Source organism: Rhizobium sp. BK312 (assembly GCF_014193605.1).
Classification (GTDB): Bacteria; Pseudomonadota; Alphaproteobacteria; order Rhizobiales; family Rhizobiaceae; genus Rhizobium.
Genome location: NZ_JACHZP010000003.1, coordinates 590,256 through 615,802, shown reverse-complemented (window position 1 = coordinate 615,802; position 25,547 = coordinate 590,256). Strand labels below are relative to the sequence as shown.

The 25,547-nt window shown below is 59.9% G+C and carries 25 protein-coding genes; 12 read left to right on the top strand and 13 right to left on the bottom strand.

Going from position 1 to position 25,547, the window contains the following annotated elements:
* Positions 1–39 precede the first annotated feature (39 nt).
* The 3 genes from FHT85_RS11615 to ribH form a co-directional block, all read right to left on the bottom strand.
* Positions 40–2,178, bottom strand: coding sequence for a sodium-translocating pyrophosphatase (locus FHT85_RS11615; protein WP_112337860.1), 2,139 nt, complete (start codon positions 2,176–2,178; stop codon positions 40–42).
* Between the two features lie 249 nt (positions 2,179–2,427).
* Positions 2,428–2,910: a transcription antitermination factor NusB gene (nusB, locus tag FHT85_RS11610; RefSeq protein ID WP_112337861.1), complete on the bottom strand. Its 483-nt coding sequence runs from the start codon at positions 2,908–2,910 to the stop codon at positions 2,428–2,430.
* A 3-nt stretch (positions 2,911–2,913) separates the two neighbouring features.
* Positions 2,914–3,369 (bottom strand): 6,7-dimethyl-8-ribityllumazine synthase, encoded by a 456-nt coding sequence (gene ribH, locus FHT85_RS11605; RefSeq protein WP_112410630.1) that lies wholly within the window; start codon positions 3,367–3,369, stop codon positions 2,914–2,916.
* Positions 3,370–3,567: 198 nt separating this feature from the next.
* Between ribH and FHT85_RS11600 the strand changes: the two genes are divergently transcribed.
* The 3 genes from FHT85_RS11600 to FHT85_RS11590 are packed head-to-tail and all read left to right on the top strand — an operon-like array spanning position 3,568 to position 5,137.
* The gene (locus FHT85_RS11600) at positions 3,568–4,077 is read left to right on the top strand and encodes a cupin domain-containing protein (RefSeq protein WP_112410631.1); all 510 of its coding nucleotides are present in this window, start codon (positions 3,568–3,570) and stop codon (positions 4,075–4,077) included.
* Positions 4,078–4,114: 37 nt separating this feature from the next.
* Positions 4,115–4,633: a GNAT family N-acetyltransferase gene (locus FHT85_RS11595; protein WP_112410632.1), complete on the top strand. Its 519-nt coding sequence runs from the start codon at positions 4,115–4,117 to the stop codon at positions 4,631–4,633.
* Positions 4,634–4,654: 21 nt separating this feature from the next.
* Positions 4,655–5,137: a GNAT family N-acetyltransferase gene (locus tag FHT85_RS11590; RefSeq protein WP_112410633.1), complete on the top strand. Its 483-nt coding sequence runs from the start codon at positions 4,655–4,657 to the stop codon at positions 5,135–5,137.
* A 47-nt stretch (positions 5,138–5,184) separates the two neighbouring features.
* Here FHT85_RS11590 and FHT85_RS11585 read toward each other — a convergent pair whose 3' ends face one another.
* From FHT85_RS11585 to FHT85_RS11555, 7 genes are all read right to left on the bottom strand, one after another.
* Positions 5,185–5,805, bottom strand: a complete 621-nt coding sequence (locus FHT85_RS11585; RefSeq protein ID WP_112410634.1) for a riboflavin synthase — start codon at positions 5,803–5,805, stop codon at positions 5,185–5,187.
* A complete protein-coding gene (gene ribD, locus FHT85_RS11580; protein WP_112410635.1) occupies positions 5,805–6,914 on the bottom strand; it encodes a bifunctional diaminohydroxyphosphoribosylaminopyrimidine deaminase/5-amino-6-(5-phosphoribosylamino)uracil reductase RibD in 1,110 nt (369 codons plus the stop codon). The genes FHT85_RS11585 and ribD overlap by 1 nt, the downstream gene beginning before the upstream one ends.
* A 2-nt stretch (positions 6,915–6,916) precedes the next feature.
* Positions 6,917–7,393: a transcriptional regulator NrdR gene (gene nrdR / locus FHT85_RS11575; RefSeq protein WP_015339425.1), complete on the bottom strand. Its 477-nt coding sequence runs from the start codon at positions 7,391–7,393 to the stop codon at positions 6,917–6,919.
* Positions 7,394–7,402: 9 nt separating this feature from the next.
* Entirely contained in the window at positions 7,403–8,701 is a 1,299-nt protein-coding gene (gene glyA / locus FHT85_RS11570) for a serine hydroxymethyltransferase (protein ID WP_015339424.1), read from the bottom strand.
* A 274-nt stretch (positions 8,702–8,975) separates the two neighbouring features.
* On the bottom strand, positions 8,976–10,289 hold the full coding sequence (locus FHT85_RS11565; protein ID WP_112337867.1) for a murein L,D-transpeptidase: 1,314 nt from the start codon (positions 10,287–10,289) through the stop codon (positions 8,976–8,978).
* 513 nt (positions 10,290–10,802) lie between these two features.
* The gene (ldtR, locus tag FHT85_RS11560) at positions 10,803–11,318 is read right to left on the bottom strand and encodes a transcriptional regulator LdtR (RefSeq protein ID WP_041677845.1); all 516 of its coding nucleotides are present in this window, start codon (positions 11,316–11,318) and stop codon (positions 10,803–10,805) included.
* Between the two features lie 133 nt (positions 11,319–11,451).
* Complete coding sequence (locus tag FHT85_RS11555; protein ID WP_112337868.1) at positions 11,452–11,892, bottom strand: DUF6163 family protein; 441 nt, start codon at positions 11,890–11,892, stop codon at positions 11,452–11,454.
* A 143-nt stretch (positions 11,893–12,035) separates the two neighbouring features.
* On the opposite strand from FHT85_RS11555, the gene hemB reads away from it, so the two are divergent.
* From hemB to FHT85_RS11525, 6 genes are all read left to right on the top strand, one after another.
* A complete protein-coding gene (hemB, locus tag FHT85_RS11550; protein WP_112410636.1) occupies positions 12,036–13,049 on the top strand; it encodes a porphobilinogen synthase in 1,014 nt (337 codons plus the stop codon).
* 76 nt (positions 13,050–13,125) lie between these two features.
* Complete coding sequence (locus FHT85_RS11545) at positions 13,126–13,584, top strand: RDD family protein (protein WP_075852219.1); 459 nt, start codon at positions 13,126–13,128, stop codon at positions 13,582–13,584.
* A 182-nt stretch (positions 13,585–13,766) separates the two neighbouring features.
* On the top strand, positions 13,767–14,546 hold the full coding sequence (locus tag FHT85_RS11540) for an arginyltransferase (protein WP_112337870.1): 780 nt from the start codon (positions 13,767–13,769) through the stop codon (positions 14,544–14,546).
* Positions 14,547–15,443, top strand: coding sequence for a DMT family transporter (locus FHT85_RS11535; protein ID WP_112410637.1), 897 nt, complete (start codon positions 14,547–14,549; stop codon positions 15,441–15,443). It abuts the gene before it with no gap.
* A 50-nt stretch (positions 15,444–15,493) separates the two neighbouring features.
* Positions 15,494–15,715 (top strand): AbrB/MazE/SpoVT family DNA-binding domain-containing protein, encoded by a 222-nt coding sequence (locus tag FHT85_RS11530; protein ID WP_112337872.1) that lies wholly within the window; start codon positions 15,494–15,496, stop codon positions 15,713–15,715.
* Entirely contained in the window at positions 15,715–16,104 is a 390-nt protein-coding gene (locus FHT85_RS11525; RefSeq protein WP_112410638.1) for a type II toxin-antitoxin system death-on-curing family toxin, read from the top strand. Before FHT85_RS11530 ends, FHT85_RS11525 begins: the two co-directional genes overlap by 1 nt.
* A 147-nt stretch (positions 16,105–16,251) precedes the next feature.
* On the opposite strand, the gene parC is transcribed toward FHT85_RS11525, so the two are convergent.
* Positions 16,252–18,510 carry a DNA topoisomerase IV subunit A gene (gene parC, locus FHT85_RS11520; RefSeq protein WP_112410639.1) on the bottom strand — a complete coding sequence of 753 codons (2,259 nt, stop codon included), beginning with the start codon at positions 18,508–18,510 and terminating at the stop codon, positions 16,252–16,254.
* 231 nt (positions 18,511–18,741) lie between these two features.
* Here parC and FHT85_RS11515 point away from each other — a divergent pair, with 231 nt between their 5' ends.
* Positions 18,742–19,929: a hypothetical protein gene (locus tag FHT85_RS11515; RefSeq protein ID WP_112410640.1), complete on the top strand. Its 1,188-nt coding sequence runs from the start codon at positions 18,742–18,744 to the stop codon at positions 19,927–19,929.
* 70 nt (positions 19,930–19,999) lie between these two features.
* Here FHT85_RS11515 and FHT85_RS11510 read toward each other — a convergent pair whose 3' ends face one another.
* The gene (locus FHT85_RS11510; protein ID WP_181476343.1) at positions 20,000–20,656 is read right to left on the bottom strand and encodes a TetR/AcrR family transcriptional regulator; all 657 of its coding nucleotides are present in this window, start codon (positions 20,654–20,656) and stop codon (positions 20,000–20,002) included.
* A gap of 66 nt (positions 20,657–20,722) precedes the next feature.
* Between FHT85_RS11510 and FHT85_RS11505 the strand changes: the two genes are divergently transcribed.
* Positions 20,723–21,892, top strand: a complete 1,170-nt coding sequence (locus tag FHT85_RS11505; protein WP_112410641.1) for a serine hydrolase domain-containing protein — start codon at positions 20,723–20,725, stop codon at positions 21,890–21,892.
* A gap of 76 nt (positions 21,893–21,968) precedes the next feature.
* Here the strand turns inward: FHT85_RS11505 and aspS are convergent, their stop codons facing one another.
* Positions 21,969–23,759, bottom strand: coding sequence for an aspartate--tRNA ligase (gene aspS / locus FHT85_RS11500; protein WP_183774080.1), 1,791 nt, complete (start codon positions 23,757–23,759; stop codon positions 21,969–21,971).
* A 266-nt stretch (positions 23,760–24,025) separates the two neighbouring features.
* Here aspS and FHT85_RS11495 point away from each other — a divergent pair, with 266 nt between their 5' ends.
* Entirely contained in the window at positions 24,026–25,417 is a 1,392-nt protein-coding gene (locus FHT85_RS11495; RefSeq protein WP_112410643.1) for a multicopper oxidase family protein, read from the top strand.
* The last annotated feature ends 130 nt before the right edge of the window (positions 25,418–25,547 follow it).

The following is a 25,547-nucleotide window of genomic DNA, read 5'->3' as shown; positions in this document are numbered from 1 at the left end:
CCATGGCGTCTCGCGGGTTTTCTTTTGCATTCAGTTTGCTTAGCCGGCGAGAATAGCAAGCAGAAGCAAGGCCACGATATTTGTGATCTTAATCGCCGGATTGACTGCAGGGCCTGCCGTGTCCTTGTAGGGATCACCGACTGTGTCACCCGTGACTGAAGCCTTGTGGGCTTCCGAGCCCTTCATATGACGCGTGCCGTCCTTGTCGACGAAACCGTCCTCGAAGCTCTTCTTGGCGTTGTCCCAAGCACCGCCGCCCGACGTCATCGAAATGGCGACGAAGAGGCCGTTGATAATTACGCCGAGCAAGGAAGCGCCGAGAGCGGCAAAGGCCGATGCCTTGGAGCCGGAAAGCAGCAGGACACCAAAATAGACGACAACCGGCGCCAGAACCGGCAGCAGCGACGGGATGATCATTTCCCGAATGGCGGCCTTGGTCAGAAGGTCGACGGCGCGGCCGTAATCGGGACGCTCCGTGCCCTGCATGATGCCGGGTTTCTCACGAAACTGCCGGCGCACCTCCTCCACGATCGAACCGGCGGCACGGCCGACGGCCGTCATTGCAATCCCGCCGAAGAGATAGGGAATGAGGCCGCCGAACAGCAGACCGGCAACGACATAGGGGTTCGAAAGCTCGAACGAGATCGTGCCGATATTGGCGAAGTACGGATATTTGTCACCGTGAGCCGCGAAATACTGCAGGTCGTTCGAATAGGCAGCGAACAGCACGAGCGCGCCGAGGCCGGCCGAGCCGATGGCGTAACCCTTGGTAACGGCCTTGGTGGTATTGCCGACCGCGTCCAGTGCGTCGGTGGATTTGCGCACCTCCGGCGGAAGATGCGACATTTCCGCGATGCCGCCGGCATTGTCCGTAACCGGGCCGAAGGCATCGAGAGCGACGATCATGCCGGCAAGGCCGAGCATGGCGGTAACCGCAATACCCGTGCCGAATAGACCGCCAAGCTGGTAAGTAGCGATGATGCCGCCAACGATGACGATCGCCGGCAGTGCCGTCGATTCCAGCGAGACGGCAAGGCCCTGGATAACGTTGGTGCCGTGACCGGTGACCGACGCCTGGGCGATGGAATTGACCGGCCGCTTGTTCGTGCCGGTGTAGTATTCGGTGATGACGACGATCAGCGCCGTAACGATCAGGCCGACGATGCCGCAAGCGAACAGCTTTGTCCCGGTGACGTCGAAGCCGGCCACCGTGCCGACAGAACCCCAACCGATGGTCAATGACGTCGCTGCGGCCAGACCGACGATCGACAAGACACCGGTTGCGATAAGCCCCTTGTAGAGGGCACCCATGATCGAGCCATTGACACCGAGCTTCACAAAGAAGGTGCCGATGATCGAGGTGATGATGCAGGCGCCGCAGATTGCCAGCGGATAGATCATGGCCGAACCAAGGAGCGGCGAGCCGGCGAAGAAGATCGAGGCGAGAACCATGGTCGCGACAACCGAAACCGCATAAGTCTCGAACAGGTCAGCCGCCATGCCGGCGCAATCGCCGACATTGTCGCCGACATTGTCGGCGATGGTGGCGGGATTGCGCGGATCGTCTTCCGGAATACCGGCCTCGACCTTGCCGACCAGGTCGCCGCCGACATCCGCACCCTTGGTGAAGATACCGCCGCCGAGACGGGCGAAGATCGAGATCAGCGAGGCGCCGAAACCAAGGGCGACGAGCGCATCGATCACGTCACGCGAACCGGCTTCATGACCGAGGATACCGGTCAGGACGTAGAAGTAGATGGAAACGCCGAGCAAAGCGAGACCTGCAACCAGCATGCCGGTGATGGCACCCGACTTGAAGGCGATATCCAGGCCTGCGGACAGGCTCTGCGACGAGGCTTGCGCGGTGCGGACATTGGCGCGCACGGAGACATGCATGCCGATGAAACCTGCGGCGCCTGAGAGGATTGCGCCGATCAGGAAGCCGAAAGCGGCTTCGGCCGACAAGAGGAGCCAGGCCGCGATGAAAACGATGATCCCGACGATGGCGATGGTTCTATATTGGCGCGCCAGATAGGCTTGCGCTCCTTCACGAATATACCCGGCAATCTCCTGCATGCGGGCATTGCCCTGATCGGCAGCGAGCACCGACCGGGTTGCCCATACGGCGTAAATCACCGAGAGCAGTCCGCATGCGATTACTCCTAAAAGAATCGACATTTCGCTTTTTCCCTCCAAAAAAGCCGGCGGTTCACTCCTCCCCCGGCCGCCTGCAACAACGGTCGGTCCCCTCCTCCAGGAGATCGGCTGATGTGCAGTTGCGAGATTGATGGTGGGAAAACGTCGCGTCAAGACCGTCCGCGGGTAAAACACCCGCAGAAGGTTCAAAAGAATATTCGAAGATGAAATCAGGCGCGAACGAAGGAAACGAAAATGCGTTATGCCGTGATCCGAGCGTCCGGCGCGGTTTTATTTCTTCGCTTCGCCGCGAACCTGCTTGGCGATTCGGTCGAGCACGGCATTCACGAGCTTCGGCTCATCCTCCTCGAAGAAGGCATGCGCGATCTCGACATATTCGGTGACGATGACCGGGACCGGGACGTCCTTGCGGTCGATAAGCTCGAAGGTGCCGGCGCGCAGGATGGCGCGCACTGTGCTGTCGAGACGCGACAGTGCCCAGTCGTCCTGAAGGGCCGAGCCGATCAGAGGATCGAGCCGCGTCTGCTCGCGCACGACGCCCGCCACGATGGAACGAAACCAGGATGCGTCGGCCTTCAGATAGGTCTCGCCATCCAACTCCTGCCCCAAGCGGTGCGCCTCGTATTCAGCCACCACCTCCAGAACGCCGGTTCCGCCGATATCCATCTGATAGAGCGCCTGAACCGCCGCCAGACGTGCGGCACCTCGCTGATTGGCGGGCTTGGCCGGTCGCTCGTTATCCTGATTGCTCATGTATTATGCACCCAACTTCTCTTTCAGCGCGATCATGGTCAGCGCCGCACGGGCGGTAAAACCGCCCTTGTCCTTGTCCGAACGGCGCACACGCGCCCATGCCTGCTCATCGTTCTCGACGGTAAGAATACCATTGCCGATCGCGAGGGATTCGCTGACGGCCAGATCCATCAGCGCCCGCGAGGATTCATTGGCAACGATATCGAAATGATAAGTCTCGCCGCGGATAACCATGCCGAGAGCCACATAGCCGTCATAAACAACATTACCATTGTCGCCGCCATCAAGCGCCATGGCAATTGCCGCCGGGATCTCCAGCGCGCCGGGCACTGTCACGATATCATAAGTCGCGCCAGCCTCGTCGAGAGCTGCCTTGGCGCCATCAAGCAGGGCATCGGCCATATCGTCATAGAAGCGGGCTTCGACGATAAGGATATGAGCGTTGGAAGAGCTGGTCATACATCACCTGCGATTTGAGAGGGCGCGGCACCTTGTTAGGCCCGGGTCAAACCACGGCGGGCCTCGCTTGGCAAGTGTTTTTCAATGGTCTGCGCCGATTCCGACCCTATTTGGAAATGATCGGCGCACCGCGGAAATTGTGGCTTCCGCACACGCAACCGCTTCGATAATAATTTGAAGCCTGCAAGGGGGAGGTTCATGACGAAGAAATCCGCACCCGCCGTCAATGTCGGCGAACTCGAGCTGGAACACTGGCAGCAAGGCAGCTTCTTTGCCGGCAGCGACACCTCCTTCGGGGCGAAGCTCGGGCTGAGGCAGCTCGGCATCAGCTACAACGAAGTCCCTCCGGGCAAATCCGGCTGTCCGTTTCACAATCATCACGTCGAGGAGGAGATGTTCGTCATTCTCGACGGTGAAGGCGAATATCGCTTCGGCGACCAGCGCATCGCAGTTGGCAAAGGCGATGTTCTTGGAGCTCCGGCCGGCGGCCCCGAAACAGCGCATCAGCTGATCAATGTCGGCCCCGGCGTGCTCACCTACCTCGCCATTTCCACCAAGGCTCGAACCGAGATCGTCGAATATCCCGATTCCGGCAAGTTCCTGGCCAAAACCTATAGCGACGGCAAGACGGCGTTCCGTGCCATCGGCCGCGCCGCTGCTACCAATCTCGACTACTGGGACGGCGAGCCCGGCGCCTCGAACGACTGACCATCACCAAAAACATTTTCGGCAAAGATTTAATCCGATGACCCATATACCGACACTGACGACCGACCGGCTTCTGCTGCGCGGCCATACGCTTGATGATTTCGACGAATTCCTCGAGCTCTGGAAACACAAGGAAATCGTCCGCTTCATCGGCGGCGAGATGCCGACACGCGAGCAAGTGTGGGCCCGCCTGCTGCGCTATGCCGGCCTATGGCATCATCTCGGCTTCGGCTTCTTTGCTGTGGAGGAACGCCAAAGCGGCCGGTTGATCGGTGAGGTGGGATTCCTGGACCTGCATCGCGACATGACGCCGATGACGGAAGGCACGCTGGAAGCCGGCTGGGGCATCACGCCACCGATGCAGGGCAAGGGCTATGCGACGGAGGCCATGAGTGCGGCCATCGCCTGGGCGGACAGACAGTTCGCAGGACGGCGCATGACCTGCATCGTAGACCTTGAGAACCTACCGTCGTTGCGGGTTGCCGAAAAGATCGGCTTCCGGCGTATCGATGAGCTCATGCTCAAGGACAGATCCAATGCCATCTTCGAACGTTAGCCGTTGCAGGGGTGAATCATCGTGCCGGTTTCGCAGAAAAGGTTTTCTGTCAAACGCTACGAACCAAGCGACGCCCGAGCCACAATCGAGATTTTCCTGCGGGCCATTCGGGAGGTCGCATCGAAAGACTACAGTCCGGAGCAGGTCGCTGCTTGGGCAAAGGTCGATGATGCCGGAGTCTGGGCACAGTATCGGGCAAGCCGGCCGACCTGGCTTGCTGTCGATGGTTCTACCCCCATCGGCTTTACCGATCTAAAACCGGATGGATGCCTGGATATGATGTTCGTTTCGCCGGATTATCAGGGAAAGGGCGTCGCCAGCCTTTTACTAGGGACAGTCGAAAGGGCCGCTCGCGAACAGGGCTTGCAACGGATTTTCACCGAAGCAAGCTTGACCGCCCGCCCCTTCTTCGAGCGCAGAGGCTTTATCATCTTAGCTGCGCAGCAAGCGGAAAAGCGCGGCCAGATATTGTCGAATTTTCTTATGGAAAAAACACTTGCTTAGGCCGGAAAGGCGTCGATCGACGTCTTCTTGCGGCGAGCTTACGAAACTCAGGATTCGCGGACCGCGGGGAATTCCGCCAGACGCGCGGCGTAGCGTGCCATGGTATCGACTTCGAAATTGACGAAGTCGCCAGCCTTGCGCTCGCCCCAGGTCGTGACCTCCAGGGAATGGCGGATCAGCAGCACGTCGAACTCCGTACCCTCGACGGCATTGACGGTCAGCGAGGTGCCGTCGAGCGCGACCGAACCCTTCGGCGCGACGAACCTTGCGAGATGTTCCGGCGCGCGCAGACGGAAGCGCGTGGCCTCACCCTCTGATGTTACCGACAGGATTTCCGCCTTGCCATCGATATGGCCGGACACGATGTGACCGCCGAGTTCGTCGCCGATCTTCAGCGAGCGTTCAAGATTGATCTTGGCGCCTGCTTCCCAGGTGCCGATGGTCGTCAGGCGGAGAGCCTCTTCCCAGGCCTCGACCTCGAACCATCGTCCGTTGCTGCCCTGTTCAGGCAGACCCGTAACCGTCAGGCAGACGCCGGCGTGCGAGATAGATGCGCCCATATCGATCGTCGTGGGATCGTAATTGGTGGCAACGCGCAGCTTGATGCCTTCCTTCAACGGGGAAATGGATTCGACCGTGCCGACGTCGGTGATAATTCCGGTAAACATCAAAAACCTCTTTCGTATTCGTCGCAGAGATCGTCGCCGAAGCGGCTCTGGCCAACATGAATAAAATCAGCTGGGATATTGGATTTCAGAACCGGCGATTCAATACCGCCCTCGCCGATCTCGGCAGGACCTTGAAACAGCAGGATACGGTCGACCATTCCAGCGTCGAGGAAGCGCCGTGCCGTCTTGGCGCCCCCCTCCACCAGCAGCGACGAGATACCACGGGTGCCCAATGCCTCCAGTAGCTCGCCCGGCTCGCTCGAATTGGATTGCAAGACCTCGACGCCGGCGGCATCCAGTGCTGCGCGGCGTCCGAGGAATGCGGCGTCGGTATTCTCGTCAAACGGCGGCGGATGGCCGGCGACCGCGATCACCGGATATTGCCGGGCCGTGCGGACCAGCTTGCTGCCAAGGGGAAGCTGCAGCTCGTCGTCAATGACGATGCGCAGCGGCGTGCGATCCTCCAGGCCGGGGAGCCGGCAGGTCAATTCCGGATCATCTGCTATCGCCGTACCTATGCCGACAAGAATGGCATCGCTTTCGGCTCGCAGCATCTGCACCTCAGCGCGTGCGGCATCGCCGGTGATGCGAACCTGCCCCGCGCCCGTCTTGCCAATCATGCCATCGGCGGAAATCGCAAGCTTGAGAGTCACATAGGGGCGGTTTCTCGTCTGGCGCATGAGATAACCGGCGAGAGATCGCCTGCCTTCCGTCTCCAGAACACCGGTATCGACCTCAATGCCGGCCTCGCGCAGCATGGTGATGCCGCGCCCGGAGACGCGCTGGTCGGGATCGGTGACGCTGATGACGACGCGTGCCACGCCGTAAGCGATCAGCGCCTCGGCGCATGGCGGCGTCTTGCCGTAGTGCGAGCAAGGCTCAAGCGTCACGTAGGCGGTGGCACCTGTGGCCCCCTCACCTGCCTCGGCCAGCGCCTGAGGCTCGGCATGCGGACGCCCGCCAAGCGCGGTCACACCGCTGCCGATAATCACGCCATCCTTGACGATAAGGCAGCCGACGGATGGATTGGTGGAAGTCAACCCCAGATGCTGGCGCGACAGACGGATGGCCGCGGCCATGAAATGCTCGTCCTCGGGCCGCAGCGCCATGGTCAAGGGTCCAGCGGATCGCGAGCGATCTTGGCGTTGATCTCGTCGATCACGTGCTCGAAATCCTCCGCATGCGAAAAATCGCGGTAGACGGAGGCGTAGCGCACAAAGGCGACGTCATCAAGGCTCTTCAGCGCTTCCAGCACCTGCAGGCCGATCTGCTCGGAGCTGATTTCGGTCTCGCCCGAGCTTTCGAGGCGGCGCACGATGCCCGATACGGCCCGCTCGATCCGGTCACGATCAACCGGGCGTTTGCGCAGCGCGATCTCGAAGGAGCGTACCAGCTTGTCGCGATCGAACGGCACCTTGCGGCCCGTCTTCTTGATAACCATGAGCTCGCGCAGCTGCACGCGCTCGAAGGTGGTGAAGCGGCCGCCGCAATCCGGACAAATGCGCCGACGGCGGATGGACGTATTGTCCTCCGCCGGGCGCGAGTCCTTGACCTGGGTGTCTTCTGAGCCGCAATAGGGGCAGCGCATGCGCTCTCCTTAGCCCATGTAGCCGTACATCGGGAAGCGGTCGGTGAGCTTGACCACTTTCTCGCGCACGGCAGCCTCGACGGCAGCATTGCCTTCGTCGGAATTGGCGACCTTCAGGCCATCGAGCACTTCGATGATCAGATTGCCGATTTCACGGAATTCCGCTTCCTTGAAGCCGCGCGTCGTGCCGGCCGGGGTGCCGAGGCGGACACCTGAGGTGACGAAGGGCTTCTCGGGGTCGAAGGGAATGCCGTTCTTGTTGCAGGTGACGTAGGCGCGGCCGAGGGCGGCTTCCGCGCGCTTGCCGGTGGCGTTCTTCTTGCGCAGATCGACCAGCATCAAGTGGTTGTCGGTGCCGCCGGAGACGACGTCGACGCCGCCGGAGATCAGCGTTTCGGCAAGCGCCTTGGCGTTCTTGACGATCTGGGCGGCGTAGTCCTTGAATTCCGGCTGCAGCGCTTCACCGAGCGCAACCGCCTTGGCGGCGATGACATGCATCAGCGGGCCGCCCTGGAGGCCGGGGAAGACGGCCGAGTTGAACTTCTTCGCCAGATCCTCGTCATTGGTGAGGATCATGCCACCGCGCGGGCCGCGCAGCGACTTGTGCGTGGTCGTGGTGGCAACATGGCAATGCGGGAACGGCGACGGATGCTGACCACCGGCAACCAGACCGGCGATGTGGGCCATGTCGACCATCAGATAGGCGCCGACGCTGTCGGCGATCTCGCGGAAGCGCTTCCAGTCCCAGATGCGGGAATAGGCCGTGCCGCCGGCGATGATGAGCTTCGGCTTGGTTTCCTCGGCCTTGCGCTGCACCTCGTCCATATCGAGCAGGTTGTCACCTTCGCGCACGCCGTAGGACACGACGTTGAACCACTTGCCGGACATATTGACCGGCGAACCATGCGTCAGGTGACCGCCCGAATTCAGGTCGAGACCCATGAAGGTGTCGCCGGGCTGCAAGAGCGCCAGGAACACGGCCTGGTTCATCTGCGAACCGGAATTCGGCTGAACGTTGGCGAAGTTGACGCCGAACAGCTTCTTGGCGCGCTCGATGGCGAGTTCCTCGGCGATATCGACATACTGGCAGCCGCCATAATAGCGCTTGCCCGGATATCCCTCGGCGTATTTGTTGGTCATGATCGAGCCCTGCGCCTCCAGCACGGCGCGCGAGACGATGTTTTCCGAGGCGATCAGTTCGATTTCGTGCCGCTGGCGACCGAGTTCCTTGCCGATCGCACCAAAGATTTCCGGATCGGTATCGGCAAGCGAGCGATTGAAGAAGGGTTCGGTGGACGCGTTGGTCATCGTGAAAGCTCCTGAACGGGCCGGAAGGGCAATGCAAACGGTATTAACGTCAGGGTCGCCGGAGAGCAATACGACCAGCGACATTTGCGCGCATAATCCCGAAATCCTGCTGGATTTCGGAAAAGATTATGCGCCATTTCAAAGCGTTACTGCGTCCTTTGCGCGTCCAGGGACGCGCGGCGCAGTAAGCATTCTACGCAGAGCGACCCCGGCAAACGAAAAAGCCGCATCCTGAGATGCGGCTTCCATGCAGATGGGATCCGAACAATGCCGATTATTGAACCGGCTGCTCCATGCCCTGGGTTGTATTGAGCGCCAACTGGGAATTGCCGTCGAGATTATAGATATCGTCGCGGAACTGGACGATGCCGTCGCGGGCGCTCCAGGCCGAAATATAGACAAAATAGACAGGCACTTCCGACGCCAAGGTGATCGGCGTATTGACGCGGGTGGAGATGACCTGCTCGATGTGCTGACGCGGCCAGCCGGGCGTTTCGGCCAGCAGCCAGGTCGCGAGGTCGCGCACGTTCTGAACGCGCACGCAGCCTGAGCTATCGAAACGCATCAACTTGTTGAACAGGCCCTGTTCCGGCGTGTCGTGCATGTATTCGTTGTTGGGGTTGTGGAAGTTGATCTTCGTGGACGCCATGGCGTTGGTCTTGCCCGGGTCCTGACGGAACATCAGGTCTGGCGCCTTGTCCGAATTCCAGTCGATCGTCTCGGGCGCTACTTCCTGGCCCTTGCCGTCAATAAGGCGAATGTTGTTCTTCGTCAGGTAGGTCGGATCCTTGCGCATCAAGGGCACGATGTCCTTGACGACGATGGAGCGCGGTGCCGTCCAGTATGGATTGAGGATGACCTCGTAGATCTTTGAATTGATGATATGCGTCGGCCGCGATTCCCGGCCGACGATCGCCTGGTGGCGCAGCGCCACCTGACCGTCCTCGACGGCTTCGACACGTGTCGCCGGGATATTGACCATGACGTGACGACGGCCGAGGTCGGACGGGAACGTCTGGAGGCGGACGAGATTGGTGTTGAGCTGCTGCAGTCGGACATTGGCGGGGATGTTCATCGCCTTCAGGGTGAAATCTCCGAGGACGCCATCTGCCGGCAGTCCGTGACGGGCCTGGAAACGCTTGACCGCACCGTCGACATAGGAGTCGAAGGCAGAAGATATACCCGCCTCACGCGGCAGGTCGCCGGTAATCATCAAATGCTGACGCAGCGACTGTACGGCCGGATCGGTTGCACCGAGCTGCAGCGCCTGCTGGCTTGTCGGATTGATCTGCGGCCATCCGCCGTTGGCGGCAATGTTCTGATATTGCGCGATCGCCTGCTGAATGTTCGGTACGGAATCTGGCCCGAGGATTGGCGCGTTCGACTGGACGGCGGCGGCGGTGCGCGCCGCAGCCTTGGCGTCGAACTGGTCGTCCCAATTGCCGCGGGAGCGATCGTTGATCAACGCCTCAAGCGGAGTTGCGTTTTGCGCAAGGGCCGGAGCGGCCAGTGCGGCAGCGCCAAGAGTTGCGGCCGACCGCAGGAAAGAGCGGCGCGAAAAGGGTTCAATTCCGTTTTTCTTCGACATATCCCAACCGTTCAACACTGCGATCCAAATCATGCGCAGCCAAGAGAGGAAGCAGTAAATAGCGCTAGCTCGCGCCAAGTAACGCCGCTCAGTATCAATCCGCAGCCTTAACGCACCACCAAAAACTTCGCCACGAACTATCACAATATTGCGAAGCGAAGACTTTCAGGCCTTAAGATCGAAATTCGAGAACGCCGCTTGCCGTCAGTTTCCGCTGTCATAGCAATATGGCCAATTCGTGTCGTCCGGCACGGAACTTGCACTGCCGAGCGACGTTGAGGAAAAGCCAAACCGCATTTGCTAAAATACCACAACTGCGCGTGGTTCATAGCGCGTCTTGAACCGGCGTCAATGGCTTAGCTACTCTGGACGTCACATGTGACGGAAGGTGACGCACGGACGTGGCAAAAAACGCACAACAGCCGCGCCGGTAACGCATTAAAGCCGGACACGCAGGGAACGTGTCCAGCTTGCTTTTACCGGAAGGTCTTATGATGGATCCGCCACCGCTACTTACATGCGGTAAGCGATGCTATCGTTCCAGAAGCGGTCGAGGCGCTGCAGGAGCTTGTTCATCTGGGTGAACTCGTCGGTGCCGATGCCGCCGACCTTGTCGATCGAGCCGATGTGGCGCTCATAGAGCTTGGCAACGGTTTCGGCGATATCCTGGCCGGTTTCCGTCAGGCTGATGCGGACCGAGCGGCGGTCGATGCGCGAGCGCTGATGGTTGATGAAGCCGAGGTCGACCAGCTTCTTGACGTTGTAGGAAACGTTGGAGCCGAGGTAGAAACCGCGCGAGCGCAGTTCGCCGGCCGTCAGCTCGGAATTGCCGATATTGAAAAGGAGCAGCGCCTGGACGGCGTTGACGTCGTCGCGACCCTGACGGTCGAACTCGTCCTTGATAACATCAAGCAGGCGGCGGTGCAGACGCTCGACCAGGTGAAGGGATTCCATGTAGAGAGCCCGGATGTCATCAACCTGCTGATCCCGAGCGTTTGCAACTGCCTGCGGCTTGATTTTCGTGTTCATCATGACTTGGCCTCACTCTGTTTTGTTTGGCGGTGTCGTTTTCTTCCCGCCTTGAGTGAGACCCTATCGAATACACATAAAATTCTACTTAAACTGCAGGCTTAACAGCACCTTACCAGGACGTGTTGCTGTCTCAGGGTAAATCAACCATTACCTGCTGCTGACGGCGCCGGCGTTTCTCCTGCCACAACAGAATGCGGAAAAGGCAATAAATCACGGCGACGCAGGCATGCAAGATCATGATCAGCGGATTGGATCCAAATATCTCGGGCCATACGCCATACATCAGTGCCTGCCCCCCTGCCGCCACCACCCACATGACCGGCCCCCAGGAGACAGTAAGCCACAATCCGAGGGCAGCGACCGGGAAAACCACCGCAAGCCCAGCGCCCGCGACCTTCCAAGGGAGAGCGAGTAGATCGAAGCGCGCATGGCCGTCCAGCGAGTAACCGACCAGCATGGCCCAATATTGCAGGCCGAGCCAAAAGCAGGCGATCGCGATCAGCCGCAGGAACAGCACGAACAGGATGTCCGTCAGCGTATTCTTGGGTACGGTCGAAGAATCAGGTTCCATGCGCGAACAATACGTAGGAGGCACGTGCCTCGCCAGAATATAATGGCTGCGGCCTTTCGCCTTGTTTTGAATCCTGGGGACGGCGTGATAGGTACGCGCCCCATATAGAATGCCATAAATAGACGAAGAAGGATGGCGGCATCATGGAGAACAAGACGCATCTCGTTGACGAGATCACCGGCCATCGGCGCATGCGGCGTAACCGCAAGGCCGATTGGACGCGCCGTCTCGTGCAGGAAAACCGGCTGACGGTCGACGATCTCATCTGGCCGATCTTCGTGATCCCGGGCACCGGCATCGTCGAGCCGATCCCTGCCATGCCTGGCGTCAACCGCATGACCGTAGACATGGCGGTGGAAGCAGCGAAGGAAGCGGCCGATCTCGGCATCCCCGCGCTTGCCACCTTCCCCAACATCGAAATGGAGCTGCGCGACGAGACCGGCTCCAACAGCCTCGAGAAGAACAATCTCATCAATCTCGCTACCGCCGCAATCAAGAAGGCCGTGCCGAACATTGGCGTCATCACCGATGTCGCTCTCGACCCTTTCACCAGCCACGGCCATGACGGCATCCTGCGCGGCAATGAAATCGTCAATGACGAGACGGTCGAACAGGTGGCGCGTGCCGCGGTCTACCAGGCGGATGCCGGAGCAGACATCATCGCGCCTTCGGAAATGATGGACGGTCGCATCGGCGCGATCCGCCAGGCGCTCGATGCGGCCGGCCACCAGAGCGTGGGCATCATGAGCTACGCGACGAAATTCAGCTCGGCCTTCTATGGCCCCTATCGGGAGGCCATCTCGACCGGCGGCCTGCTGAAGGGCGACAAGAAGACCTATTACATCGATCCAGCGAACGGCACTGAAGCCGTGCGCGACGCCACGCTCGACGTCGAAGAAGGCGCCGATATGCTGATGGTCAAGCCTGGCCTGCCCTATCTCGACATCTGCTGGCGGCTGAAGGAAGCCTTCGGTCTTCCGACCTTCGCCTATCAGGTCTCCGGAGAATACGCGATGATCAAGGCTGCCGCCGCCAATGGCTGGATCGACGGCGAGAAGGTAATGCTCGAAACCCTGCTCGCCTTCAAGCGCGCCGGCTGCGACGGCATCCTCACCTATTTCGCTGTCGACGTGGCGAGACATCTGGCGAAGAAATAGCTTCGGGCTGCCGGCTTATTGTATTTGCCGCAGCTGATACCATATCTTCGGCGAATGTTTCCCAAGGAGGAAAGCAATGAGCCTAAACCCCAGCCCGCTCTATGCAGCACCGGACGACTGGCGCGCCTATAGTGGCGTGCTGAGCCGGCGCATCTTTGCATTCATCGTCGACTACATCATCGTCGCGCTACTGTGCATTCCCGCGGCCGTACTGCTGTTTTTCGTTTCGATCCTGACGCTGGGGCTCGGCTTCTTCCTTTATCCGGTGCTGTTCGTTCTCGTTGCGGGTCTCTATTTCGGCTGGACGCTCGGCGGTCCCTACCAGGCTTCGCTCGGCATGCGCGCCATGGGCCTCACTATGGTTCGTGTCGACGGCCGGCGCATGGATTTCCTGACGGCGATCGTCCATCTGGCACTGTTCTGGATTCTGAACTCCGTCCTGACGCCGCTGATCCTGCTGGTGGGCCTTTTCACCGACCGCAGCCGGCTGGTGCATGACCTGCTGCTTGGCACGGTCATCGCACGGACGGCCTAAAACAACGCATAAGCATAGGACACCCTATGATTTCCCGCGCGCCTGATGGCCCGCGGGGAGATATTTCTGTGCATGGTCCATTAGGAAACTTCGATCTTTAGCGAAGGACGTAGTTGACGTTTTCTAAACTTGGGCCATGCTGGTAGAAAACGGGTGCCGAAAGAAAGGTCAATCAACGGCAGATGAACACGCAGTCGACGCCATCTCCGCAGTTTTATCTGACGGCACCGGCTTCCTGCCCGTACTTGCCGCATGAGATGGAACGCAAGGTGTTCACGCACCTTGTGGGGCCTCGTGCCGCCGAGATGAACGATATCCTGACGCAGGGCGGCTTCAGGCGTTCTCAGAACATCGCCTATCGTCCCGCCTGCGAATCGTGCCGGGCCTGCATATCGGTCCGCATCCTGGCGCAAGAGTTCGAGCCCACCCGATCGATGAAACGGGTGCTGACGGCCAACAGCGATATCATCGCCACCGAATTTCCGGCGCAGCCCTCCAGCGAGCAATATTCGCTCTTCCGCCGCTATCTCGACTATCGTCATCAGCAAGGCGGCATGTCCGACATGACCGTGCTCGACTATGCGATCATGGTCGAGGACACGCATGTGAACACGCGCATCATCGAATATCGCCGTCGCGAGGAAGGTTCAGGGCTGGAGCAGCGTCCGAAGGGTGAACTGCTGGCCGCGGCTCTGACCGATGTGATGAGCGACGGGCTGTCCATGGTTTATTCCTACTTCAATCCCGATCTCGACGAGCGATCACTCGGCACCTTCATGATCCTCGATCATATCAAGCGGACGAAGGCGCTGGGGTTGCCGCACGTCTATCTCGGCTATTGGGTCAAGGGCTCGCGCAAGATGGACTACAAGACCCGCTTTCAGCCGCAGGAACATCTGACGCCGCGCGGCTGGGAACGTTTCGATCCGGCAGCCGACGGCGACAAAGATACCTTCCGCTGAATGTTTTCCCATCTCTCGGACCATAAGAAGGGCCTGCTGCTGACGACGCTCGGCGGTCTGGCGCTGTCGATGGATATCCCGCTGATACGGCTTTCCAGCGGTGAAGTCTGGTCGGTGCTGTCGGCTCGCAGCCTTGCGACCATCGTCGTGGCGCTGGCCGCCCTTTTCGTCATTCACCGGGTCACTGGCTCGCTGAAGACTGTACTGCCGGGCTGGCTCGGAATTCCCGTTGGCTTCTTCTATGGGCTGACCACCATCACCTTTCTTCTCGCCGTCTATTATACCAAGGCGGCAAATGTGGTCTTCATCATCGCGCTCAACCCGATGTTCACCGCGCTGCTGTCCTGGATTTTCCTGAAAGAGCGCCCTGCCCTTTCCACCTTCATTACCATGGCTGTCATGATCCTCGGTGTTGGTCTGATTGTCGGTGACGGCATGGAGGCTGGGCATCTGCTTGGCGACGCACTTTCCGTGCTCGCATCGCTTTCCATCGCCTGCGCCATCACGATCAGTCGCGCCTCAGGCCGGGATATGGGTTTTGCTTCCTTGCTGGCGGCCGTCATTCCGGCGGCAGTCGGGCTCTATCATATGATACCCTCGGGCTTTTCCATCGACCATCCCGGCTGGATCCTTTTTGACGGCGCCGTGCTGATGCCGCTTTCTTTCTGGTGCCTTGCGACGGGCACGCGTTTTCTTTCGGCACCGGAAGTGGCGATGTTCTACCTCCTAGAAACGATCTTGGCGCCGATCTGGGTCTGGCTGATCTTCTCGGAGGCCCCGACCAACATGACGCTAGCCGGCGGCGCGATACTGATCCTGGCACTGGCCGCTCACTCGCTATGGCAGGTCCGGGTGAAAGCCAGAGCAGCAATCGCCGCACAGAGCCTTGCGCATTGAGGTAGTCCTCTTCCAATGTTATAACTAGGTTATCACATTGGAGCTGAGACATGAACGTCACCATCCGCAAGATCGGCAATTCCGAAGGCGTTATCATTCCGAAAGAAGTCTTGGATCAGCTTGGTCTCGGAGCCGGTGACAGCTTGGAACTCAGTTTGAAAGATGGCGGATTGCTGATGCAGCCGGCTGACGCGGATTTTGCACGCCAGATAGAGCATGCGCAGCGCTTCATGGATCAATACAAAGTTGCACTGAAGAAGCTGGCAGAATAATGCCCTTTATCTTCCTGACTAGGCCGCTCATTGAGCAATTGCATAAGATGCAAATCAAAAGGTTCGGCGGCTCCTATGGTCTACGAGACGAGGGCTCCCTTGAATCCGCTTTGGCAGGCCCGATTAACAAAGCTCAATACGGCAGTGATAATATCATCGAACTAGCGGCCGCTTATCTATTCGGGCTCGCGAAAAACCACGCCTTCATAGATGGCAACAAGCGCATCGCCATCGTGGCGACAGCAGTTTTTCTTATGGAAAACGGCCACCGTATTCAAACGACAGACGCCAATCTTTACAGCTTCGTCGTAGCAGTGGCCGCCGGAGAAATCGATGAAGAGGGAGCGACACGTTTCCTGCGAGACGTCTGCGTTCCCTACACAGATTGAAGCCCTCAGGCGTCGATCCGCCCTCGTCAAGGTTCCGCCCAGACGCAGTCGAGACGACGCACCACTCGGCCCTTCGCTAGGGCTCAGGGCGTTCATCGCTACAATCGACCCGCCGGGCCGATTGCTCGGGCTTTGCCCGACTGCGCCTCACCCCGAAAACCGGCCACTTCTGGGGAAGCCCTTCGGCACTGCTCGGCCGGCGCCGGCGCGGTCGCCCAGCCATTCCACCAATTCGTCCTTGGTCTTGGTGAAGGTGCGGCCGGCACTGTCTTCCCATGTCAGGCCATCGACAATCGCGAAGCACCTGACATCGGCGATGCCGCCATCCTTGTATTTCTGAAGGCGCACGCCCTTGCCGCGTGACATTTCCGGCACCTGCGCGAGCGGGAAGATGAGCATCTTGCGGTTCTCGCCGACCACGGCAACGTGATCGCCTGATATCGGGACGAGAAGCTTGGTCTCGTCGGGATAGGAGACGTTCATGATCTGCTTGCCCTTGCGGGTATTGGCGACCAGTTCCGCCTCGGCAACGATGAAGCCGTTGCCCGCCGTCGATGCGATCATCTGCTTACGCTGGGGATCGTGGACGAAGGCGGTCAGCACATCCTGATCGTTTTCCATGTCGACCATGATGCGCAGCGGTTCGCCATGACCGCGGCCGCCGGGCAGCTTGTCGCCGCCGAGCGTGTAGGCCTTGCCGCCCGTCGTGATGATGAGGATCTTGTCCGTGGTCTGCGCCGGGAAGGCAACCTTGAGACCGTCGCCCTCCTTGAAGGTCAGCGAGGACGTATCGGAAATGTGGCCCTTGAGGGCGCGGATCCACCCCTTTTCCGAGACGACGACGGTGATCGGCTCCTTCTCGATCATCGCCTGCTGGATAGCCTCATCATCAGCTTCAGGCGCTTCGGCAAACTGCGTGCGGCGGCGACCGATCTCGGTCGCCTTGGCGAATTTTTTCTTCACCTCGCCGATTTCCCAGGCAACCGTCTGCCACTGCTTCTCGTCCGAAGCCAGCAGTGCTTCGATGTCGGCCTTCTCCTTCGTCAGGCCGTCGAATTCCTTGCGAATCTCGAACTCTTCCAGCTTGCGCAAAGAGCGCAGCCGCATGTTGAGGATAGCTTCGACCTGATTGTCCGTCAGGCCGAACCGCTCCATCATGACGGGCTTCGGCTCATCCTCCTCGCGGATGATGGCAATGACCTCATCGATGTTGAGATAGGCGACCAGCAAGCCGCCGAGAATTTCGAGCCGCTTTTCGATGGCGGCCAGGCGGAAGCGGGAGCGGCGCAGCAACACCTCGCGGCGATGATCAAGCCACTCCTTCAACACTTCGTTCAGCGCCATGACCTTTGGGATGCGGCCCATGGACAGAACGTTCATATTGAGCGGGAACCGGCTTTCCAGCTCCGTCAGCTTGAACATCGATTCCATCAGGATCGTCGCGTCGACGGTGCGGCTCTTCGGCACGAGAACGACGCGGATATCCTCAGCGGATTCGTCACGGACATCCTCAAGCAACGGCAGCTTGCGCGCCAGCAGCAGTTCGGCGATCTTTTCGATCAGCCGCGACTTCTGCACCTGGAACGGAATTTCGGTGACAACGATCTGATAACCGCCGCGACCGAGATCCTCGATCTCCCATTTGGACCGGACACGGAAGCCGCCGCGACCGGTCTTGTAACTTTCTATAATGCTCTGGCGATCATCGATAATGATGCCGCCGGTCGGGAAGTCCGGCCCGGGAATATAGAGTTCCACCAGCTTCTCGACCGTCGTATCGCGATCCTTGATCAGATGCAGCGCGGCGTCGCAAAGCTCGTGAGCATTGTGCGGCGGGATAGAGGTCGCCATGCCGACAGCGATACCCGAAGAGCCGTTGGCGAGCAGATTGGGAAAAGCTCCAGGCAGAACGATCGGTTCAGAATTCGACTCGTCATAGGTGTCGCGGAAATCGACCGCGTCCTGATCGATACCCTCGAGCAGCAGTTCGGAAACCGCCGTCATCTTGGATTCGGTGTAACGCATCGCGGCTGGGCTATCGCCGTCGATGTTGCCGAAATTGCCCTGGCCGTTGACCAGCGTGTAGCGCTGCGAGAAATCCTGAGCCAGGCGCGCCAGCGCATCATAGATCGATTGGTCGCCATGCGGGTGATAGTTACCCATCACCTCGCCGACGATCTTGGCGCATTTGCGGAAAGCTGCATTGGGGCGCAGCCCCATCTCGCTCATCGCATAGACGATGCGGCGATGCACCGGCTTCAGCCCATCGCGAACATCCGGAAGCGCGCGTTGCGTAATCGTCGACAAGGCATAGGCCAGGTAGCGCTCTTCGAGCGCCGCCTTCAGATCGACCGGAAGGATATTGTCGTCGCCTTCACCGGGCGGCGGTGTCAGATTTTTTCCCATGATCCTTGACTATAAGAGATGGCGATTCACAGCAAGAAATCGGTGGAAAGCACCTGTGGATGAAGGCGTTTCAGCACTCTTGCGAAATGACAACCGAGACATTTTTGCCGCGCCTGCCTTCAACGTTCATTGTCATTGGATTTTCAGAGAAAGATCAATATAAGTCAGCGCAGCACACGCTCAATCTGTATGCTCCCGCCCATACCACCGGCTTAAAGAGGAAACGCCATAATGACTTTCTACCGGACTACGCGGCTGATGCTTTGCAGCGCCGCCATGCTGTCTTTCGCCAGCTCCGCTTTCGCGCTCGACGGCAATGATCTGCTGAAGAAGATCAACGACCTCTACGGCCAGCAGGGCGGTTCGATTGCCGCTACCGGCATCGATGTCGACGGCAGCACAGTGACGCTGAAGGGCGCAAGCTTCAAGGCAGCCGGCATGGACGACAGCATTCCGCTCGGCGACATCACCCTTGATGGCGTCGAGGAAAACAACGGTGGCTACACGATCGAGGAAATCGATTTTGCGGATGTCGATTTCACCAAGGACGGCGCCTCTGTTTCCGCCACCGACCTCAAGTTGACCGGTGTCGAGATCCCGGCCGACGCGAGCAAGGGTGACCTAAGCTCGCTGTTCTACTACCAAAGTGCCCATGCCGGCGCCGTTTCCGTGACCAAGGATGATGTCGAGGTATTCTCGATCGAGGGCGCCGACGCCAACACGAAGAAGCGCGATGACAAATCAGGCCTCGATTTCGATGCCAAGATCAATGGCATCAAGGCGGATCTCGGCAAGGTCGACGATGCGAAGACCAAGGAAGCCATCGAAGCGCTGAAGCTGCAGCAGATCGACGGCACTGTCTCCATGAAGGGCAGCTGGGATATGGGACCCGGCACGATCAACATCAGCGAATATTCCTTCGACTTCAGGGACATTGGCAAGCTGAACCTCGCCTTCAGCATTTCCGGCTACACGCCTGCCTTCGCCAAGTCGCTGCAGGATGCGCTGAAGACGGTTCGCTCCAATCCGAACCAGCAGGAAGCACAGCAGTCCGCCGGCCTCGCCATGCTCGGCCTGCTGCAGCAGCTCACCTTCAACAGCGCCCAGATCCGCTTCGACGATGCGTCGATCACGGCACGCGCGCTCGATTTCGCCGGCAAGCAGCAGGGCGTTACAGGCAAGCAGCTCGCCGACACGCTGAAGGCAATGACGCCGATCATGATGGCGCAGCTCAACATTCCGGAACTGCAGAACGCCGTCTCATCGGCAGTCAATGCCTATCTCGACAATCCGAAGAGCCTGACCGTCACCGCCGCCCCCGGCAAGCCGGTGCCGGTGCCGATGATCATCGGCGCTGCCATGGGCGCGCCGACGACGATCCCGCAGGTTATCGGCCTCAAGGTTTCCTCGAACGACTAAGCCGTCGTTCGTTCCCGATACTATCGAGAAACCCGGCGATCTCGGTCGCCGGGTTTTTCTTTGCCTTGGCTCAGGCTTCCTGCCGCACCTGATAGGTTTTCAGTTCGCTGAGCGCATGAGACAAGAGGGCGAGCAATTCGTCCGTGGTCGCGCCGTCGCGGGCCTGAACGGACATGCCCTGCACGATCGCGCCCAGAAAACGCGCGAGCGACCGGGGATTAGCCTCCGGCCGAATATCGCCCTCCGCAATACCGCGTTCGATACGGGCGGTGAAGATATCCAGCGTCTGCAGGCGCATGGATGCGACATGATGGGCGATCGGCTCGTTCTCTTCCGCGCAATTCAGCACCGCCGTGGATATCATGCAGCCCTTTGGATGCTCCGGCGCCGTGAAGATTTTGGCGGAGTTCGTCAGAAAGCGCTCGAAGGCAGTCACGGTATCGATCTTGTCTTGAAAGGGATTGCCGGGTTCCGGCCGGGGCATGCGCCGATATTGATCGAGCGTCTCGCGATAGAGCTCGGCCTTAGAACCAAAGGCGGCATAGAGGCTTTGCGGCGTGATGCCCATCGCCGCCGTCAGATCGGCAATGGAGGAACCGTCATAGCCATGCTGCCAGAAAGTATCCCGGGCGGCGGCAAGAACCGTTTCGCGATCGAAGGCAGGCGGGCGCCCGCGCTTGCGTGGCGAAGAATTTTCCTTCTCTTCAATATTTTTCACAATGGTCACTCTAGAATTATTTCCTGACTTGGTTTATTCAGGAACGGTCATTGTGATTATAGAAGGTTTTGCGCCATGAGTCTTCCCCTGGAAAATTCCGTTCCTCTCGGCAACGGCAGCCTTGCTGAAGGCGTCGATGCTGCAATCGATTCCGCTCTCGCGGACAAAAGGCTAGTCGGAACCGTCGTTCTGATCGCTCAGGATGGAGAATTGGTCTACGCTCGCTCCGCCGGTCTGGCGGATCGCGAAAACAAGGTAGCAATGCGGGAAGATGCCATCTTCCGTCTCGCCTCCGTCACCAAGCCGATGGTCACTATCGCCGCCATGCGGCTCGTCGAACAAGGCCGCATCGGTCTCGACGATCCGATCACCAAGTGGCTGCCGGATTTCCGGCCGCGCATGCCCGATGGCGGCGAAGCCGTTATCCGCATCCGGCATCTGCTCACCCATACCTCCGGGTTGGGCTACACATTCGCCGAGCCGCAGGACGGCCCTTATCACCGCGCAGGCGTGTCCGACGGTCTGGACACGCCGGGCCGATCATTGGCAGACAACCTCCAGCGCCTTGCCAGCGCGCCCCTTCTCTTCGCGCCCGGTGAAAGCTGGCAGTATTCCCTGGCGATGGATGTCCTCGGCGGCATCATCGAGAAGGAAACAGGCGGACCGCTCGGCGATGCGGTTGTCGATCTTGTCATGAAGCCGCTCGGCCTTTCCGACACCGGTTTCTACGTGCGCGACCGCAGCCGCCTGGCGGCCGCCTATGTGAACGCTGCTCCCGAGCCGCAACGGATGGGTGACGAGGCGCTCGTTCCGATCTTCGATGGCACGATCCGTTTTGCACCCGACAGGATATTCGACCCCGCTTCCTACCACTCCGGCGGCGCCGGCATGGCCGGAACGGCAAGCGACATCCTTGCCATTCTGGACACGATCAGGAAGGGCGGTGCACCGCTGCTATCGGCCGACACGGTGAAAACCATGATAGCCGATCAGGCGGGCGGGCATATGCAGGCGCAGCAGGCCGGTTTCGGGTTCGGCTACGGCTGGTCCGTTGTCCTCGATCCCGTGGTCGCGCAGGTTCCCTTCTCGGCTGGCACGATCAAATGGGGAGGCGTCTACGGGCATAGCTGGTTCGTCGACGCCGAAAAGGGCCTGACGGTGGTCGCCCTGACCAATACGGCCCTTGAGGGTATGTGGGGTCAGTTCACCACGGATCTGGCAAAAGCGGTCTATGCCGCGATTTGATTGAGATCAGCGTCCCAAACAAAAAACCCGGCGATCTCGGTCGCCGGGTTTTGCATTTTGACAAACCTTGGAGGACTTAGTCCTTCTTGACCGGCGGCACCGGCCGGATCGCCAGTTCGCGCAGCTGCGTCGGCGTTGCGGCCGAGGGAGCACCCATCAGCAGATCCTGCGCCTGCTGGTTCATCGGGAACAGCGAAATCTCGCGCAGGTTCTTGGCGCCGACCAGGAGCATAACGATGCGGTCGATACCGAAGGCCGCACCACCGTGCGGAGGCGCACCATACTGGAAGGCGCGATAGAGACCGCCGAAGCGTTCTTCGACATCAGCCTGGCTGAGGCCAACCTTTTCGAAAGCGGCGACCATGGCCTCCGGCGACTGGTTACGGATCGAGCCCGAAGCGATTTCGAAGCCGTTGCAGACGGCGTCGTACTGGAACGCCTTGATCGTCAGCGGGTCCTGGGTCTGCAGCGCCTCAAGGCCGCCCTGCGGCATCGAGAACGGGTTATGGGCGAAGTCGACCTTCTTTTCTTCCTCGCTCCATTCGAAGAACGGGAAGTCGACGATCCAGCACAGCTCGAAACGGTCGCGGTCGACCAGGTTCAGCTCCTCGCCAGCCCTGGTGCGGGCCTCGCCTGCAAACTTGTAGAACTTGGCGGGATCGCCGGCGACGAAGAAGCAAGCGTCGCCGTCATCGAGGCCGAGCTGGGTGCGGATCGCGTCGGTGCGCTCTTCGCCGATGTTTTTGGCGAGCGGACCTGCACCTTCGAGCTTCTCACCTTCCTTGCGCCAGAAGATGTAGCCGAGGCCTGGCTGGCCCTGGCTCTGCGCCCAGGCGTTCATGCGATCGCAGAAAGCGCGCGAACCGCCGGTCTTGGCCGGGATGGCCCAGACTTCAACCTTCGGGTTAGAGGCGATCATGTTGGCGAAGACCTTGAAGCCGGAACCGGCGAAATGCTCGGTGACGGCTTCCATGACGATCGGATTGCGCAGGTCCGGCTTGTCGGAGCCGTACTTGCGGATGGCGACGTCATAGGGGATGCGCGGCCATTCCTTCGTGACCGGCTTGCCTTCGGCAAACTCTTCGAACACCTGGGTCATCAGCGGACCCATGGTGTTCCAGACGTCTTCCTGGGTGACGAAGCTCATCTCGAGGTCGAGCTGATAGAATTCGCCGGGCAGACGGTCGGCACGCGGGTCTTCATCGCGGAAGCACGGAGCGATCTGGAAGTAGCGGTCGAAGCCGGCAACCATCAGCAGCTGCTTGTACTGCTGCGGCGCCTGCGGCAGCGCGTAGAAGGTGCCGGGATGGATACGGCTCGGCACGAGGAAGTCGCGCGCGCCTTCCGGCGACGAGGCCGTCAGGATCGGGGTCGTGTACTCGGTGAAGCCGACTTCGCCCATGTGGCGGCGCATGGAGGAAATGACCTGCGTGCGCTTGACGATGTTCCGGTGCAGCGTTTCACGGCGAAGATCGAGGAAGCGATACTTCAGGCGAACGTCTTCCGGATAGTCCGGCTCGCCGAAAACGGGCAGCGGCAACTCCTTGGCGGCGGAGAGCACTTCGATCTCCTGCGCGTAAAGCTCGATCTCGCCGGTCGGCATGTTCTTGTTGATCGTGTCTTCGGTACGTGCCTTCACCAGGCCGTCGATGCGGATGACCCATTCGCCGCGAACGGTCTCCGCGAGCTTGAAGGCTGGGGAATCAGGGTCGACAACGACCTGGGTGATGCCGTAGTGATCGCGCAGGTCGATGAACAGCACGCCGCCATGATCTCGGACGCGATGAACCCAGCCGGCAATACGGACGGTCGAACCGACGTCGGACTTGCGCAGGGCGGCGCATGTGTGGCTGCGATAGCGATGCATAGTATATATCCTGGACTTGGCGGGCCGCGGCGAAAGGACATGCAAGCCCCTCGCCTGCCGACGAGAAAATCGGGCGGAAAAGCGCATGGCGCGCCCGATTTGTCAAGGCTCGAACACCGGAAGTCAGCTTAAAGCTGTTTCAGTCGATATCCAACACACTATGCGCAAGTAGCCGCTGCGGCGGTTTGGCTACTTCGATGCTATTGCTGAATGCTCGAGTCAACTTTAAACAAGCACTCGTATATCTTCGCCCCCCGGAGCCCGACATGCCAATCCTCACCCGCCGCAATCTCCTGAAAGCTTCAGCCGTAGCCGGCGCCTATGGCGTCGGCCTCGGGATCGCCGGTAAGTTTGCGGGCAAGGCAGCGGCGGCCGAGCCACTCACGCTGAAGACGGCCAAGATCGAGGCCAGCCTCGCCGACGGCGGCAAGACCAGGAATGTGCTCACTTATGGCGATGCCGGCATGCCGCCGGTCGTGCGCATGAAGAAGGGCGAGCCCTTCGCGGCGAGACTGATCAACGGCATAGACGATCCGACGACTATCCACTGGCACGGCATCCGGCTTCCCAACAACATGGACGGAGTGCCGTTTCTCACCCAACCCTATGTCTATACCGGCGATCATTTCGACTACGCCTTCACGCCGCCCGACGCCGGCACCTTCTGGTATCACCCGCACTGCAATACGCTGGAGCAGATGGGCCACGGCATGACCGGCGTCATCGTGGTCGAAAACCCCAAGGATCCGGCGTTCGATTCGGAAGTCGTGCTCAATTTGCGCGACTGGCGACTGGGGGGAGACGGACAGTTCATTGCGCAATTCAGGCCGCGGGATGCCGCGAAATCCGGCACCTACGGCACCGTCCGGACCGCCAACTGGCAACAGGAGCCGCAATATGACGCGCCTTCCGGCGGGCTGGTGCGGCTGCGCATTGCCATTACCGATGTCACGCGCATCTATTCCTTCCGCATGGACGGCGCCGAGGCGACAGTGATCACGATCGACGGCAATCCCGTGCCACAGCGCTTTCCGCTCGATCTTCTGCAGCTCGGCCCCGGACAACGGCTCGAGCTTGCCGTACGCATGCCCGACAGCGAAGGCGCAGTCGTCAAGCTCGAAGACATCAAGGGCACCAATCCGAAAGTGCTGGCGACGCTGCGCGCCGTCGGCGCATCATTGAAGCACGACGTGCGCGATCTGGGGCCGCTCGAAGATAATCCCGTGCAGAAGGCAGACCTCGGTTCCGCCACCCATATTCCGCTGATCCTGAGCTCGACGGCGGAGAACACCGCCGACAACAGCATATGCGGCTCGCTCGGCTACAGCTTCTGGGCTATCAACAAGGTGCCGTGGCCAGGCGATACCCCTGATCCCACAGCCCCGCTTGCCGAACTCAAGCTCGGCAAAAGCTATGTCATCGACATGGAAAACGTCACGCCGCATAGCCACCCGATCCACCTGCACGGGATGAGCTTTACGGTCCTCTCATCTTCGACTCGGCAGGTGCAGCCCTTTGTCTCCGATACCTATCTGATTCAGCCGGACGAGAAAGTGCAGCTTGCCTTCGTTGCCGACAATCCCGGCGATTGGCTGCTGCATTGCCATATCATCGAGCACCAGAAGACGGGCATGACGAGTTACGTGCGGGTGGCATAGCCGATCGTAAGCCACCCCAATTGCATGCGGTTTCAATGGAAGCTGCCGCAGTCCCCGGCAATTTCAGCGAAAAGCGAAATGCGGCAAGGGCTTTGTCCGCGAAAGTATTGACATATCGGGCTGAAAGGAG

Bases quoted from the DNA above. Each gene is read 5' to 3' on its own strand.
- FHT85_RS11615 (WP_112337860.1), bottom strand. From the start codon at position 2,178: ATGTCGATTCTTTTAGGAGTAATCGCATGCGGACTGCTCTCGGTGATT.
- nusB (WP_112337861.1), bottom strand. From the start codon at position 2,910: ATGAGCAATCAGGATAACGAGCGACCGGCCAAGCCCGCCAATCAGCGA.
- ribH (WP_112410630.1), bottom strand. From the start codon at position 3,369: ATGACCAGCTCTTCCAACGCTCATATCCTTATCGTCGAAGCCCGCTTC.
- FHT85_RS11600 (WP_112410631.1), top strand. From the start codon at position 3,568: ATGACGAAGAAATCCGCACCCGCCGTCAATGTCGGCGAACTCGAGCTG.
- FHT85_RS11595 (WP_112410632.1), top strand. From the start codon at position 4,115: ATGACCCATATACCGACACTGACGACCGACCGGCTTCTGCTGCGCGGC.
- FHT85_RS11585 (WP_112410634.1), bottom strand. From the start codon at position 5,805: ATGTTTACCGGAATTATCACCGACGTCGGCACGGTCGAATCCATTTCC.
- ribD (WP_112410635.1), bottom strand. From the start codon at position 6,914: ATGGCGCTGCGGCCCGAGGACGAGCATTTCATGGCCGCGGCCATCCGT.
- nrdR (WP_015339425.1), bottom strand. From the start codon at position 7,393: ATGCGCTGCCCCTATTGCGGCTCAGAAGACACCCAGGTCAAGGACTCG.
- glyA (WP_015339424.1), bottom strand. From the start codon at position 8,701: ATGACCAACGCGTCCACCGAACCCTTCTTCAATCGCTCGCTTGCCGAT.
- FHT85_RS11565 (WP_112337867.1), bottom strand. From the start codon at position 10,289: ATGTCGAAGAAAAACGGAATTGAACCCTTTTCGCGCCGCTCTTTCCTG.
- ldtR (WP_041677845.1), bottom strand. From the start codon at position 11,318: ATGAACACGAAAATCAAGCCGCAGGCAGTTGCAAACGCTCGGGATCAG.
- FHT85_RS11555 (WP_112337868.1), bottom strand. From the start codon at position 11,892: ATGGAACCTGATTCTTCGACCGTACCCAAGAATACGCTGACGGACATC.
- hemB (WP_112410636.1), top strand. From the start codon at position 12,036: ATGGAGAACAAGACGCATCTCGTTGACGAGATCACCGGCCATCGGCGC.
- FHT85_RS11545 (WP_075852219.1), top strand. From the start codon at position 13,126: ATGAGCCTAAACCCCAGCCCGCTCTATGCAGCACCGGACGACTGGCGC.
- FHT85_RS11540 (WP_112337870.1), top strand. From the start codon at position 13,767: ATGAACACGCAGTCGACGCCATCTCCGCAGTTTTATCTGACGGCACCG.
- FHT85_RS11535 (WP_112410637.1), top strand. From the start codon at position 14,547: ATGTTTTCCCATCTCTCGGACCATAAGAAGGGCCTGCTGCTGACGACG.
- FHT85_RS11530 (WP_112337872.1), top strand. From the start codon at position 15,494: ATGAACGTCACCATCCGCAAGATCGGCAATTCCGAAGGCGTTATCATT.
- FHT85_RS11525 (WP_112410638.1), top strand. From the start codon at position 15,715: ATGCCCTTTATCTTCCTGACTAGGCCGCTCATTGAGCAATTGCATAAG.
- parC (WP_112410639.1), bottom strand. From the start codon at position 18,510: ATGGGAAAAAATCTGACACCGCCGCCCGGTGAAGGCGACGACAATATC.
- FHT85_RS11515 (WP_112410640.1), top strand. From the start codon at position 18,742: ATGACTTTCTACCGGACTACGCGGCTGATGCTTTGCAGCGCCGCCATG.
- FHT85_RS11505 (WP_112410641.1), top strand. From the start codon at position 20,723: ATGAGTCTTCCCCTGGAAAATTCCGTTCCTCTCGGCAACGGCAGCCTT.
- aspS (WP_183774080.1), bottom strand. From the start codon at position 23,759: ATGCATCGCTATCGCAGCCACACATGCGCCGCCCTGCGCAAGTCCGAC.
- FHT85_RS11495 (WP_112410643.1), top strand. From the start codon at position 24,026: ATGCCAATCCTCACCCGCCGCAATCTCCTGAAAGCTTCAGCCGTAGCC.